General features: G+C 42.3%; 12 protein-coding genes. 7 read left to right on the forward strand and 5 right to left on the reverse strand.

All coding sequences use genetic code 11. The features are described 5' to 3' along the window. The first annotated feature begins 1 nt into the window (after nucleotide 1). Nucleotides 2-1,372, forward strand: coding sequence for a Gfo/Idh/MocA family oxidoreductase (locus HUJ21_RS15130; protein ID WP_291371205.1), 1,371 nt, complete (start codon nucleotides 2-4; stop codon nucleotides 1,370-1,372). Between the two features lie 115 nt (nucleotides 1,373-1,487). Continuing rightward, nucleotides 1,488-3,590, forward strand: a complete 2,103-nt coding sequence (locus HUJ21_RS15135) for an acetylxylan esterase (protein WP_291371207.1) — start codon at nucleotides 1,488-1,490, stop codon at nucleotides 3,588-3,590. Between the two features lie 50 nt (nucleotides 3,591-3,640). Here the strand turns inward: HUJ21_RS15135 and fbaA are convergent, their stop codons facing one another. After that, nucleotides 3,641-4,702, reverse strand: coding sequence for a class II fructose-bisphosphate aldolase (fbaA, locus tag HUJ21_RS15140; RefSeq protein WP_291371209.1), 1,062 nt, complete (start codon nucleotides 4,700-4,702; stop codon nucleotides 3,641-3,643). A 199-nt stretch (nucleotides 4,703-4,901) separates the two neighbouring features. Between fbaA and HUJ21_RS15145 the strand changes: the two genes are divergently transcribed. Then, nucleotides 4,902-5,765, forward strand: a complete 864-nt coding sequence (locus HUJ21_RS15145) for an ABC transporter substrate-binding protein (protein WP_291371211.1) — start codon at nucleotides 4,902-4,904, stop codon at nucleotides 5,763-5,765. Between the two features lie 57 nt (nucleotides 5,766-5,822). Here the strand turns inward: HUJ21_RS15145 and HUJ21_RS15150 are convergent, their stop codons facing one another. After that, nucleotides 5,823-6,611 (reverse strand): NIPSNAP family protein, encoded by a 789-nt coding sequence (locus tag HUJ21_RS15150; protein WP_291371213.1) that lies wholly within the window; start codon nucleotides 6,609-6,611, stop codon nucleotides 5,823-5,825. 175 nt (nucleotides 6,612-6,786) lie between these two features. Here HUJ21_RS15150 and HUJ21_RS15155 point away from each other — a divergent pair, with 175 nt between their 5' ends. The 3 genes from HUJ21_RS15155 (at nucleotide 6,787) to HUJ21_RS15165 (ending at nucleotide 9,602) form a co-directional block, all read left to right on the forward strand. Continuing rightward, a complete protein-coding gene (locus HUJ21_RS15155; protein WP_291371215.1) occupies nucleotides 6,787-7,734 on the forward strand; it encodes a UDP-glucuronic acid decarboxylase family protein in 948 nt (315 codons plus the stop codon). 265 nt (nucleotides 7,735-7,999) lie between these two features. Continuing rightward, nucleotides 8,000-8,407, forward strand: coding sequence for a response regulator transcription factor (locus tag HUJ21_RS15160; protein WP_166148424.1), 408 nt, complete (start codon nucleotides 8,000-8,002; stop codon nucleotides 8,405-8,407). Beyond that, complete coding sequence (locus HUJ21_RS15165) at nucleotides 8,400-9,602, forward strand: sugar transferase (protein ID WP_291371218.1); 1,203 nt, start codon at nucleotides 8,400-8,402, stop codon at nucleotides 9,600-9,602. Before HUJ21_RS15160 ends, HUJ21_RS15165 begins: the two co-directional genes overlap by 8 nt. On the opposite strand, the gene HUJ21_RS15170 is transcribed toward HUJ21_RS15165, so the two are convergent. Further along, entirely contained in the window at nucleotides 9,584-10,822 is a 1,239-nt protein-coding gene (locus HUJ21_RS15170) for a glycosyltransferase (protein WP_291371220.1), read from the reverse strand. The genes HUJ21_RS15165 and HUJ21_RS15170 overlap by 19 nt on opposite strands. Before the next feature lie 90 nt (nucleotides 10,823-10,912). Here HUJ21_RS15170 and HUJ21_RS15175 point away from each other — a divergent pair, with 90 nt between their 5' ends. Continuing rightward, nucleotides 10,913-12,139, forward strand: coding sequence for a glycosyltransferase (locus HUJ21_RS15175; RefSeq protein ID WP_291371222.1), 1,227 nt, complete (start codon nucleotides 10,913-10,915; stop codon nucleotides 12,137-12,139). A 2-nt stretch (nucleotides 12,140-12,141) separates the two neighbouring features. Here HUJ21_RS15175 and HUJ21_RS15180 read toward each other — a convergent pair whose 3' ends face one another. After that, nucleotides 12,142-13,479 (reverse strand): oligosaccharide flippase family protein, encoded by a 1,338-nt coding sequence (locus HUJ21_RS15180; RefSeq protein WP_291371224.1) that lies wholly within the window; start codon nucleotides 13,477-13,479, stop codon nucleotides 12,142-12,144. Next, nucleotides 13,476-14,609, reverse strand: a complete 1,134-nt coding sequence (locus tag HUJ21_RS15185) for a glycosyltransferase family 1 protein (protein ID WP_291371226.1) — start codon at nucleotides 14,607-14,609, stop codon at nucleotides 13,476-13,478. The genes HUJ21_RS15180 and HUJ21_RS15185 overlap by 4 nt, the downstream gene beginning before the upstream one ends. Nucleotides 14,610-14,611: the final 2 nt, after the last annotated feature.

Genomic DNA, 14,611 nt, shown 5'->3' on the forward strand with positions numbered 1-14,611 from the left:
AATGACCGAAAGAAGAGAATTTATCAAGAAAAGCTTGATGGGTAGTGCCGGAGTAGCCTTAGCTGGCATGAGCATGAGTGCCAAATCCTATGGAAAAATCATGGGAGCCAATGACAGGATGCACCTGGCGGTAATAGGTATAAGGGGGCAAGGTACCAATCACATCAATCAATTCTGTAAATTAAAAGAGAGCCGCAATGTGGTGATCAAGACCTTATGCGATGTGGATGAAAATACCTGGGCTGAAAAGGTGAAACTGGTCAATGACAGGGTAGGGGATAAACCTGGTACTGCATATGACATGAGAAGGGTTTTTGAAGACCCGGAAGTGGATGCTTTATCCTTTGCCACACCCAATCATTGGCACGCCCTGGGAACCATTTGGGCCTGCCAGGCAGGAAAGCATGTATATGTAGAAAAGCCAGCTAGTCACAACGTATTTGAAGGTAGAAAAATGATCGAGGCGGCCAGAAAATATGACCGTATCGTGCAGGTGGGTTTCCAAAACCGATCGATAAAAAACGTCATGGAAGCCATGAAGTTTTTACATGATGGCAATATAGGGGAAGTGTACATGGCCAAAGGGCTTTGCTACAAGCCCAGAAATTCATTTGGCATCAGCAGAGACAGTACTCCTCCTGAAGGTTTGCATTATGATTTATGGTTAGGTCCTGCTCCCTACAGGGCATATAATGAGAAAAAAGGACATTACAACTGGCATTGGCACTGGGATACAGGAAATGGCGATACAGGTAATCAGGGGCCACACCAGTTTGATGTGGCCAGATGGGGGCTGAACAAGAATGAACATCCTGTTTCCGTTTATTCATCTGGGGATATTTATGGGATGACACCTCAGCAATGTTCTCAGGAGACACCAAATACCCAAACATCTATTTTCAAATATGATGATGGAAAAATTTTGGAATTTGAAACACGGGGCAGATATACCCACGGAGAGTCCAGTCTTGATATCAAAATCGGAAACATGTTTTATGGAACCGACGGGTACCTGGAGCTTAATGGCAGCACCTGGAAAGCCTTCAGGCAAGATGAAAAGGAGCCTTTTGCAAGCTCTCAGCAAGCAGCTCCACAAGAATCAGGTTCTAATGTACTGGCAGCACCTGGGGGAGCCGAACATTATGCCAATTTCCTGGATGCTATCCGAGATGGCAAAAAGGAAAGTCTGAATTGTGATATCATGGAAGGATATTATTCTTCCGCCCTTCCATTAATTGCCAATATTTCTTACCGATTGGAAAGGGGATTAAAGTTTATGGGAGATTATGAGAAATTCGCCAATGATACAGAAGCAGATACCATGCTGACCCGGCCCAGCAGGCCTCCATATGTGGTACCTGAGCAGGTGTAATTGCTATATGATTTCCTTTTGAATTAAAATATAAATAAGGCTTATTCTACTTTTGTGGATCAAGGGGAACAATAAGTCTTATTTTTAACCCTTTTTATTTCTAAAAACCTAAACCATGTTGAAGACCTTTTTTCTGACTTTATTCATGCTCGCCTGTGCGTTTTTGCCTGCCCATGCGCAAGAGGATTTAAAGGTTATCCAATCCCATTGGGTCAGTTTTACGGATGGGCCTAATGCTTTATACAGACATCAGACCCGGCAGGCTTTTGAGTTACTGGATGAAAGGGAAAAAGCCTTGGAAAACATCCAATCAAAAGCAGAATGGCAGGATTGGCAAGCTGGAATCAAGGAAAAATTAATGCAGGTAGTTGGGCCTTTCCCAGAGAAAACCCCCTTAAAAGCAGCAATTACCCGTACGGTGCAGCGGGAAGGTTTCCGTATGGAGCATGTGGTATTTCAATCGCAGCCTGGGTTTTATGTGAGCTCTACCCTGTTTCTACCGGATGGGTTGGCCGGAAAGGCACCGGCCATTATTTACTGTTCCGGTCATGCCCTGGAATCATACAGGAGTTTTACCTATCAACATGTGATATTAAACCTGGTTAAAAAAGGTTTTATCGTATTGGCATTTGATCCGGTGGGGCAAGGTGAGCGCCTGGAATATTTTGATCCTTCCACCAACAAACCTACCATTGGCGGCCCCACAAAACAACATTCCTATCCCGGTGCTCAGGCATTTGTAGCCGGTACTTCCCAGGCCAAATACATGATATGGGACGGTATCCGGGCAATGGATTACCTGATTAGCCGACCTGAGGTGGATCCAGATAGAATCGGTATTACCGGCAGATCGGGAGGAGGAACCCAGGCGGCATATATTGCAGCATTTGATTCGCGCATTTATGCCTCAGCTCCGGAAAATTACATTACCAATTTCAGGCGCTTGCTGCTCACCCATGGACCTCAGGATGCAGAACAAAACTTTTTCAGGGGCATTGCCGCCGGCCTGGATCAGCCGGATCTTTTGCTGGTAAGGGCTCCCAAGCCCAACCTGATGATCACCACAACCAGGGATATTTTCAACATTGAAGGGGCCAGAGAAGCCAGAGATCAGGTTCAAAGGATTTATGATTCATATGGTCTCTCAGATAGATTTGACATGGTGGAGGATGATGCTGGGCATGCTTCAACCCTCAAAAACAGAGAGTTCATGTATGCTTTTTTTCAAAAACACCTGGATTGGCCAGGCTCTTCAAAAGACCAGAACATAGATACCCTGAGTCGTGAGGAACTGCAGGTTACCCCGACTGGACAGGTTCTTAGCAGTTATCCAGGTAAAACCATTCAGGAACTCAATCAGACCCATTTACCAAAGGAGCTTAAAGGCTCCCTGGCTGAACGTATAAGCCGTTCAAGAGAGCTTTCAGGTTACCGGGAGCCTTCTTCGGATATAGAAACCATGATGACAGGAAGGTTTCAAAGAGATGGGTACGTCGTTGAAAAGTATTTAATGAAGGGAGAAGGAGACTATTGGGTTCCCTACCTTTTGATGAGGCCGGATAAAATGACTTCCAAAGCTGTAATTTATTTGGATCCTGAGGGAAAGGGCATTGATGCAGCAGTAGGGGGTACCATGGAAGCATTGGTACAGGAAGGCCAGATGGTTTTGGCTCCGGATTTGTTAAACACCGGAGAAATGGGCAATGGTGGATTTACGGGAGATTCAAACTTTCAGGGGGAGTCTTATAACTTGTGGTTTGGCAGCATCCTGATCGGTAGAAGTATTGTGGGCCTGCATGCTGGAGATGTCAACCGGTTGGTTAAAGTATTGCAAGAGTCTCAGGGAGCAGATGAAATAAAAAGTCTGGCCAAAGGTCAGATGGCAGCAGTATTGCTCCATGCAGCCAATTACAATCCGGATATTGCTTCAATTGCGCTCATAGACCCCATGCTATCTTACAGGTCTCTGGTGGCGCAGGAAAATTACGACCCTGCCAATATTGCCTATACAGTTGCCGGAGCCCTGCCAGCTTATGATCTGCCAGATCTTTTGGAAAACCTATCCAATAGAAAACCCCTTGTAATAGAAAAAAACGAAATGGATCCAGGAACCCTTCCCAATTGGTCGGAAAGCTTTCGGGAAAGCCAGGTGAAAACCATACAGGTGACCGATCTCGGCGAGAGAAAAGCATACTTACGAAAATGGCTGAATCCCTGAAAAAAAAAAGCTACCCGGATTGGGTAGCTTTTTTAAGGCTGTTAGAAAATTTAATTTCTATTGATGGCATTGAGCATGTCAAAGGCCAACTCTAACCTTTTTCCAAAATTTTCTTCGCCCTTCCTGAGCCAGACCCTTGGGTCATAAGACTTTTTATTCGGGTTATCTGCACCTTCCGGATTACCAAGTTGCGTTTGAAGATAGTCTTCTTTCTCATGATAATACTTCAACACACCCTCCCAGAAAGCCCATTGAAGATCAGTGTCAATATTCATTTTGACTGAACCGTAGCTATTGGCCTCTCTTATCTCTTCTACACTGGAACCGGATCCTCCATGGAAAACAAAGTTGACGGGTTTGCCCACCGTACCAAATTTTTCATTGATATAATCCTGAGAATTTTTAAGAATTTCTGGTTTAAGGGAAACATTTCCTGGTTTGTACACCCCATGAACATTCCCAAAGGCAGCTGCCACGGTAAACATGTCATCTACTTTTTTCAATTCTTCATATGCATACGCCACTTCCTCTGGTTGGGTATAGAGTTTGGAGCTGTCCACTTCGGTATTGTCCACCCCATCTTCCTCACCTCCTGTAACACCAAGTTCTATTTCGATGGCCATTTTCAACTTGGCAAACTCTTTGAAGTAGTTTACGGAAATTTCAATATTTTCTTCCAAAGGTTCTTCTGACAGATCCAACATGTGTGAACTGAACAGGGGTTTCTTGAAAGCTTTAAAGTAGGCTTTGCCTTCTTCAAGCAGACCGTCAATCCAGGGCAGCAGTTTTTTTGCTGCGTGATCGGTGTGCAGGATGACAGGAACCCCATATACCTCTGCCATTTTTTGAACGTGCATGGCACCGGATACACCACCTGCTATGGAAGCCTGTTGTTTGTCGTTGGGCAGACCTTTTCCTGCAAAAAATTGGGCTCCCCCATTGGAAAATTGAATCATTACAGGTGAGTTCACTTTTTTGGCCGTTTCCAGTACGGCATTGACCGTATTGCTGTTGATACAGTTAACAGCCGGCATCGCAAATTCGCTTTCCTTAGCGTATGCGATCAGGTCTTTCAGCTCTTCACCATATTTAACTCCAGGTTTAAATTTCATATTGAATGATTTATGTTTAAATTAAATGTTGATCCCTGTTCAAATGCTTTTGAATGGAAACTATAATTCAAAGATAGGAATACCATTGAACAAATGCCTTATTATTAGGCTGAAAAAAACCATTTGACCAAAGAAAGCTAGTATAACAGGCTTCATATTATCTGTTAGAAACTATAAAATTTCCTTTATATCTTTGTTTATGGAAAAAATCAACATAACAGGTGTGCCAGAGCATTTTAATTTCCCCTGGCAGAAGCTTGTGGAAAATCAGCCTTTTTTGGACAGTGATGTACAGCTGGTTTGGGAAAATGAATCCAGAGGTTCCGGCGCCATGAACAGGGCCTTAAGGGAGGGAAATACTGACCTGGCCATTGTGCTTACCGAAAGTTTTGTAAAGGACAAAATTGAGGGTAATCCTGGTAAAATTATTGGCTTTCATGTGGACTCTCCCTTGGTCTGGGGAATACATGTGCCTGCAAAAACAGATTTAGAAAAGGTTTCAGAACTGAAGAATGTACCTTTTCTGGTCAGCAGAATGGGCTCAGGTTCACATTTAATGACTTATTTATTGGCCCAAAAGGAAGGATGGGACACCAGTGAAATAGATTTTGAAATTATTGGTAATCTGGAAGGTGCCATCCAATCGTTTAAGAAAGGCAGTCCCAAAGCTTTTTTATGGGAAAAATATACGACCAAACCGTTAGTCGACAAAGGATTGTTCAAAAGAATAGGGGAAATACCTACGCCCTGGCCCTGTTTTGTAATAGTAGCTTCGGAAAAAATGCTGCAGGATAATGGTCCTCTTGCTTTTCAGATAAGGGATGCCCTTTATGAAATTAACTTATCCATCATGAAAGATAAAGAGGCGGCGGTAAAGCGCATTAGTGAAAGGTATCAACTCCAGCAGACAGATGTCAGAGAGTGGATTTCCCAGACAAGCTGGGCTACTCATAAAAAGGTACCAGCACATCACCTGCTAAAGACCATGGAAATTTTGGAAGATCTTAAACTGATCAATAAAAAATTGAATCCGGAAAGTTTTGTGGTTGATGAAATAGGTTAAGCCAAAAAAGACCAGCTATTTTAACAGCTGGTCCCTGTAACTTTGTATCAAACAAAATTAAAAATCTGAATAGTCGGCAGGCCTCAAAAGGCGGGTGACATTTTTAGATACTGTGTTGCGGTATTCTTCCAGGTCTTTCATGGCCTCCCAGTCAGGGTCCACCCGGAATGCATCCCAATGGGCATTGCGTTCTTTCATGTTCTCAAATGTTGTCAAATACATGAGATTGGGCATGGTGGCACCTGCAAGGGTTTCTGCATAAAAAACCGGATTGAAGTCCAATTTATCAAAAATATCAATTTCGCCGCTGTTAAACATCTTTACCTTTTGTCGGTACAGCCTTTCCGTTGCCGCCTCATAACTTCTCAATTCGTACACCCTCTCATTTTTAGGTGAAGAAAGCTCCGGGGTATTCATTCTGGGGTTTCCGGTAAAAGCTTGCAGTAAACGGGTTTCCAACCTTGTGTATGGAGGATTGTCATGAGCAGCATAGATATACTCCTTTCCGGCATTTTGATAAGTTTGGTCTTTTTCCAGCTTATTTTGAAATTCGAAGTATGCTTTAGAATTTTTAAAGGGAAGAAAGACATAAATTTTTTCACCGGCATCTTCCTCTGAAGGAAGAGGTTTGAATACGCCAACATTACTCACACCGGCTTTGTGGGCGGCAGGAATAAAAGCGGATTTCAGGTATTGATCTATCATTTTCTCCTGATCGCTATTAGCTATATGGTATATTTTAAGCTCATACAAGTCCCTTTTACCGTCCTGAGCGAGAGTAATGTAGCTCAGGGAAAAAGTGAAAAGAGTAACTAAAGAGGCAATAATAAGTTTATTTTGGTTCATGTTGATTGTAATTTGGGTTTGGTACCTGATATCAAGAATAATATTTTGACCAAAAGTAAGTAAAATTGAATTACTTTAAAAAAATATTATACCAATGGGAAATATATTGTTATTTTTGATTTTTATACTTTAGCATTCTAAAGGCTTGTTTTTAAATCAATTATTTTAAAAAAAAATGAAGAGGATTTTAGTAACCGGTGGAGCTGGTTTTTTGGGCAGCCACCTTTGTGACAAACTCTTAAGTGAAGGGAATGAAGTTCTGTGTGCGGACAACCTTTTTACCGGAAGAAGAAGAAATATTCACCATTTGCTGGACAATAAAAATTTTGAATTTCTAAGGCATGATGTTACCCTTCCATTGTATGTTGAGGTAGATCAAATTTACAACCTGGCATGTCCCGCCAGCCCGGTGCACTATCAGTTTGACCCCGTTCAAACGACCAAGACCAGCGTATTGGGTGCCATCAACATGTTGGGTTTGGCAAAGAGATTGAAAGTAAGGATTTTGCAGGCCAGCACCAGTGAGGTGTATGGCGATCCTGAAATCCATCCTCAGCCGGAATCCTATAAAGGCAGTGTAAGTGTGACCGGGCCCAGAGCTTGTTATGACGAAGGCAAAAGGTGTGCAGAGACCTTGTTTTTTGACTACCACAGGCAGCAAAAATTAAGTATCAAGGTGATGCGTATTTTTAATACCTATGGTCCAAGGATGCACCCTTCCGACGGAAGGGTAGTGAGCAATTTTATTGTACAGGCGCTGAAAGGAGAGGACATTACCATTTTTGGAGATGGAAAACAGACCAGAAGTTTTGGCTACGTGAGTGATTTGATTTCCGGCATGCACAAATTAATGAACAGCCGTGAAGGTTTTATAGGCCCGGTAAACATAGGTAACCCCGTGGAATTTACCATGTTGGAGCTGGCTGAAAACGTACTGGAACTTACCGGATCAAAAAGTAAGCTGAAATTCCTGCCCTTACCTCAGGATGACCCCATGCAGCGAAAACCCAATATTGATCTTGCCAGAAAAGAACTGGGTTGGGAACCTAAAATTCAATTGAAAGAAGGTTTGAAAGAAACGATCAGGTACTTCGATCAGGTATTGAAAGAAGGAGGGTATTGATCCTATTTGCAGGATATACACAGGCATTGTTTCCAATCGGGAGGCAATGCCTTTTTTTATCAATAATAGTAATTTCTTTTTTAAACCCACTAATTAGTTTTTTAAATATTAAATTTTGTATTTTATTAAATATCCATATTTTAGATAAATAAAACCTCAATATATTTTATTTTAATTAAAATAAAATTGAATAAACCTTTTTTTATTTGCTTGTAGATATTTACCTTTAGTGGTAATTATAATTCACCTAACAGTACTTGTAGCTATGAAAAGCGGGTATAGATTATTTGCCATTGATGATGAGCCTTCGGTTTTGCTTATCATTCAACATTATTTCAAGGAAAAATTTGACGTAAAGGTTTTTAGTAAACCGGCAGACGCTATCGCCGTCATGCATGAAGGTAACCTGCCCGATATTATCATTTGTGATTTGAATATGCCCGATATCAACGGGTCGGAATTTGTTGAGTTTATTCGTTCCAGTGGCTTTTTTGCCGAGATACCATTGATCGTCCTATCCGCTACTGAGTCATCTGAAAAAAAGATTGACATTTTGAATCTGGGAGCAGACGATTTCATGGTGAAACCTTTTAACCCAAAAGAGCTTGAGGCAAGGATTAATTCCATTTTGAGGAGGTCGGGAAAACTTGCAATGGAATCTATCAATGGCTGATCATTTCCTTAAAATTGCGCTGATTTCCGAAAGTAGGCAGTTAATTGAATCGGTGATTCAGGCAGTGGAGGATAAATTTGAGATAGTCAGCTTTTCCAATGGAATTGTTTTTTATAACCATCTAGCCCAATCTCCAAAGGAATTTTGTTTGGTGCTGAGTGATGCTGCCTTACAGGATGTTCATGGCCTTTCTTTAAAAAAAACCATGGAAAAACTGGGGTTTGGACACCTGCCTTTTTTCCTCATCATGGACAAAGCGAACAGGGAAGAAATCCTCAAAGCCATCGGTAAGGGGGTTGCGGATATTTTTACCAAACCTGTCAATAAAAAAAAGTTAAAGAGCAGGCTGGAATTCCAACTCAAGCATCCGATCAAAAGGCTGAAAGATACGGAAATCACCCAGGTTGAGCCCTACAGTATTCCCTGGTTGAAGCGTTTTTTCGATGTTTTTGTTTCAGGGTTGATATTATTTGCATTGAGCCCCTTGTTTTTAATCGTTTCAATTTTAATCAAACTGGAATCAAGAGGTCCGGTTTTTTATTATTCTTACCGGGTAGGTACGGGCTATACGATTTTTAAATTCTACAAATTCAGGTCCATGGATCCCGATGCCGATGCCAAACTTCAACAACTCAAGCACCTTAACCAATACAACAATCCGGAGAAATCGCCAGCCGAAGAAAGCATACCCCCAACAGGAACCACGGTGGTTAAGGAGCTTTGTGAATTTTGTGAACAAGCGGGAGGGGGATGCTTGCAACCCCTTTATGATGATAACCAAATGGTCTGTGAAAAAATCATTTTGGCCAAAAAGTACAGCAATCAAGACTCCGCTTTTATCAAGATAAAAGATGATCCCCGTGTTACCAGGATTGGGAAATTCATTAGAAATACCAGCATCGATGAGTTACCACAGCTTTGGAATGTACTTAAAGGTGACATGTCACTGGTAGGAAATCGCCCACTCCCTTTGTATGAAGCTGAAAAAATAACCACAGATAAATATGCCCTCCGTTTTTTGGGGCCGGCAGGAATTACAGGCCTTTGGCAGGTTGAAAAAAGGGGACGAGGGGAAATGTCGGAAGAAGAAAGGCTTAGTCTTGATAATGATTACGTTAAAAATTTCTCCCTTTGGTTTGATTTAAAGATTTTGCTGCGCACTATTCCTGCTCTTTTTCAGAGCGAAAATGTCTGATCCAGCAATTTCCAAAAAAGAGCTACTCTTTCTTCCCAGGTGTTTTTAGAAGCCTCCACATATCTTTTTTTGGCTTTTTCAGGATTGTCGGATTCAAGTTCCTGCTTAATGGCCAGGGCAAAATTTTCCGGGTCATTTTCAAGTCTGATCAGGGGATAGAAGGAACGTATATCCTCAGAAAAAGGTGTAGCTACTATAGGTTTACCAGAAGCCAGATACTCATTGATTTTGAGCGGGTAAATGCTCCTGGTCACCTCATTACACAAAAAGGGTAAAATCAAAAGGTCAAAATGAGCCAGGTACCGGGGTAATTGCTCGATTCCTTTTGGTCCGGTAAAGAAAAGGTTGGGAATCTTATCTAGGTCAATATGGGTATGCCCCTGGTGGTTTCTGGGGCCCACCAATACCAGGCTTATTTCAGGATTTGCAGTACAGATATGGGCTATCAGATCATAATCCTGTCGGTGGCAGATGTTGCCGGTATATCCAATGATAGGGGAAGGAATATTTTGCAGGTCTTCTGGTAAAGAAAGCTTTGTTTCATACGCAGATTTGAACAGGTTGAAATCTGCAGCATTGGGAAAATAAGCCACATTTTTTTTGGAAAGAACCTGCAGGTCTTCCTGTAATTGCCGGGAAGTGGCCAGGCTGATATCCGCATTACGGATGGCCTTAATTTCATTTCCTGCCCCATGCTTTCTCAAATAAGGTTCCAAAGCCCGGATATTGTCTCTTGATTGGTATACAATCACCCTGGGCTTGAAATTTTTGGGCAGTTGGCTCAGGTAAAGTGGATTAAAGGAGTTGAAAAAAATGAAATCTTCTAATTTTAACCTTTTCAATCCTTTTTTTATGCTTTTGGCCAGTCGCCTGTCATTCCACCTTGCCAGAAAACCATAAATCACCCCCTCGGGCAGCCAATTGATAGGCAGCATCAAAGGCGGGGTTAGCGCATATAGATGGGGACCATATTCCGGTAAAGGTTTTAAATTATTTTTGCCCCAAAGTAAAGCAGGTTTTCTGATCCTTATCGCCTTCTTTTTTCTTTCTCTGAAATAATCCAAAAGGGTAAAAGGATAATCAACATACAATACCACCTGGTCCCGGGAAAAGGTTTTGGCCAGCGACCAGGAGGCAGAAGAAAAATCACCGTCCCACCTGGACATACTAGTCATTACTATAGGGAGTTGTTTTAGACTGGAAATTGAAAAATTATTCATTCAAGCTGTTTTTTCTTAGATTTTTAAAAGGATTCCACATTGGAAACCTTAAATTTAGGATAAAAATAACCATTAATTTTTGATGCTTTGGTGCTGTTTGAAATAATTACCTGGATATGCTGTTTTTATCTCCTGTTTCCCCTGATCAGTGCCACGGCGGCAGTTTTCAGGAAAGAAAAGATGGATCCTGACCCCGGTTTTTCCGCAGATTTTGCTTGTGTGATCACACTATACAAAGAGGGTGAAATCGCCTGGCCCCTGGTCCGTTCCCTGTTGAAACAGGATTACCCTGATTTTCACATTTATCTGGTAGCCGATGGGATCATGGAGCCATTAGAGGTTCCTGTTTCAGATGAAAGGTTAAGCATACTGCAACCTGAAATTTTTCTACACAGCAAGGTGGCTTCTTTGGACCTGGCCCTGAATTCAATGAAGGCAAATCATACCCATGTTGTGGTCTTCGATCCGGATAACCTGGTTCCTGCTCATTTTTTAAGGGTGATCAACCAGTATCACGCCATGGGGTTTAAGGCAGTTCAGGGGAAAAGAATTGCCAAAAATATTAAGGGAACCTATGCTGCACTGGATGCCTTGGGCGAGTATTATTACGATTTTGCGGTGAGAAATGTACCCTATTTACTAGGGTCTTCTTCCACCATTGCCGGCTCCGGTATGTCCCTGGAGAAGGAAGTTTACCGGGAAAATATTTCAGGGGAATTGCTGGTATTGAAGGAGAAAGGGGTAGTAGTGGCAGAGGACAAATCACTGCAACTTCAATTGGTAGAGCGTGGTCATAGGATAGCCTATGCCGCAGCCGCCATTATTTTTGATGAAAAGGTCACAGCTGCCCAACAGATCGGTAGGCAAAGGGGGCGCTGGCTCAACAGCTATTTTGCTCAGGTTCCGGTGTCATTGAGGCTTTTACTTAAGGGAATTATCAAGTGGGATTGGAACTTGCTTTATTTTTCCCTGATGGTCTCCATGCCCCCCATGGTCATGCTGGTTGGGGGTGGTCTTGTGCTGGCGATCTTTGCCTTATGGTTGAAATGGACTTACTTTTTTCTTGTTACAGGCAGTTTGTTTTTATTCGTATTGGGTTTTTTAACAATCCTTACTTTTAACAGGACCCCCGGTAAAGTTTTGAAAGCCATTCCAAAAATCCCCTTGTTCGTATGGGGGCAATTGTCCGGAATGCTGCATATCAGGAGGGCCAATAAAGATTTTATGGCCACTACGCATAACGAGGTCATTGATATTGAGCCTTTATGGGCCAGGCGTAAAGGTGAGTTTCATCACCTTAAAGAGAGATGGGAATGATATTAACGCAGCGTTTTTCCAATCCTTTTTTTCGCCTCTCTAAATGCCCTGAGGTAATTTTTTGCAGCCTGTGTCCAGCAAGCCCAAATATGGATATTGATGTATCTTGAAAGTATGAAGTGTTTGATTAAAACAGTGATAAAAATGGAAATCACCAAACCATATGCTGCTCCCAGCAATCCGGTCCATTGGATTAATAACCAGCTTAAACCTGCCCCGTAAATGAAGGTACCAAAGACCATGATCATATTGTAGAAGGGCTTGCCTATGGCGTCCAGAAAAACTCCGGACTGCCTGTCGAAGGGTTTGATCAGGGCCAGGAATGCCATGACCCTTAAAAATGGGACTGCATTCAAATAGGGTTCTCCTGCGATAAATAATATGATATAATGCGCAAATACAAGACAAAATAGCCAAAATGGGACCGTCAGGGCCAGCATCATCCCCAAAGTTTTTTCATAGAGCCGACCTACCTCCTCCGAATCCTTTTTGTCGTGGGCTTCTGCCGCTTTGGGATAGCTGATGGAGGCAATGGAATTTACGGGAATTTCTACCATGTTCATCACCCGGCCAGCCGTATTGGCCATGGCCACCTGAACAGGGGAAAGAAGAGCTCCGAGAAAAAATTTATCCAGGCTGTTGGTAAGCATGGAAACGAGGTTGGTACCAAAAACGAATTTCCCGAAGTGAAATAACTTGATCAGCCAATATGCACGAGCCTTCCACCGGAGGCTGAAATATTTTCTTACCTGATAGGCAGACATCAGAGAGGCCAGCAAAAAGGTTCCATTTTGGTACCAGGCAAGAGACTTGAGGCTTAGTTCAAAGAAGTTCATGTAAGCCAATAGAATTACCAGAAAAAAGGGCAAACTTTTGCTGATCCCTGCAAAAAAGTAAGCTTTGAAATCATAACTGGCCTGCATCAGGACCAGATTATGGGTGTGAATTACCAATACGGGAATCACCCAGGAATAAATGATAAGGATTTCTGCCAAGTCCGGAGCATTCAATAGGTTTGCCAAAGGTGAAGCAAGCAACCAGATAATTAAAAAAATCAATATGCTAAGTGCGGTGTTCAACCAAATGGCTGCTGTTTGGATTTTGGCTTGAACGCCTGGTTTTTTTCCAACAAAATATTTGATCAAACCATTTTGAATAAAGCCATTTCTGGCCATATCTATGATGGATACAATGGTGATAAGCAAAACCCAAACGCCGAAATCTTCCGGAGAAATGATCCTAACCAATAACATGAAACCAATGAAACCAAGCAAAAAATCCACGCCCCTGTGCATCATGGTATAAAAACCACTACTGAGCCAATATTTTTTATCCTTCATTCGGGATTCAGGATTTGGTTATAGCTGACCAGGGTTTCTTCCGCACCCTTTTGGTAGTCAAACAATGGTGGTCTCTTATATCCACTTTCTATTAGTTTTTGCCTGGTTTCCCGGTTTTCAAGCAGGGATGCTATTCCTTTGCTCAAACTTTCCGGGTCAAAGGGATCAATTAGCAAGGCAGCCTCTCCGGCTACCTCCGGCATGGAGGAGGTATTGGAAGTGATGACCGGACAGCCACAAGCCATGGCTTCCAGTATAGGCAAGCCAAAACTTTCCCTGAGGGAAGGGTATAAGAAGAGCAATGCCTGGCTATAAATGGAAGGTAAATCATCATTGGGTATATAGCCCGTCAGGTGGATTTTATGGATCAGTTGAGGGGAGTTTATGGCCTTTAGCATCAATATCAAAACATCTTTTCCAAAATCAGGCATGACCAAATCAGGAAAATCAACTTTTTTTTCCTCCAGCAAGGCGAGGCTTTTCAATACTCCTTTGAGGTTTTTTTTGGGATCTGTATTGCCCAGGAACAACATAAATGTATCTGGCAATCCATACTTCTTTTGGATCACCTTTCTTTTTTCGGGGCTTTCTTTTTTGAAATGCCCTGCTACTCCGTTGTATACCACTTTGACCTTTTCTGGCTGCATGCCAAATTGCCTTACGATCCGCTCTTGTTCGTAGCGTGAAACAGTAAACAAGCAAGAGGCTTTTTTCACGACTTTTGGCACGTTCCATCGGCGGTAAAGGTTGCCCATTCTTTGGTACCAGGAGCCTTCTCTAAAATTTAATTTTTCGAGATAGATGATATCATGTAAAGTGATGAGCAGTTTGGCCTTGCAGGAAATTGGTGCAGTGTTGCTGGTACAATGAAGAAGGTCCAGCTGATAGGTTTTTACTGCTTTTGCCAAATGATATTGTTCCCAGACAGGGTAGGGAGAAGGAGTAAGGGGTACTATGACGAAATTTTCCGTGGGACTGATCGGGGAAGTATCCTCCACTTCATTGACAAAAATAAAGTATTGGTTGCTGGTATCCATTTTTTGCAGATTCCGGATGAGTGCAATGGCTACCATGTCCATTCCATGCCTTTTTTTTCTGAAAATCCGTTGTGCTTCTATACCTATCCTCATGA

Origin of the sequence: Cyclobacterium sp. (genome assembly GCF_014762705.1) — a bacterium.
GTDB lineage: Bacteria > Bacteroidota > Bacteroidia > Cytophagales > Cyclobacteriaceae > Cyclobacterium.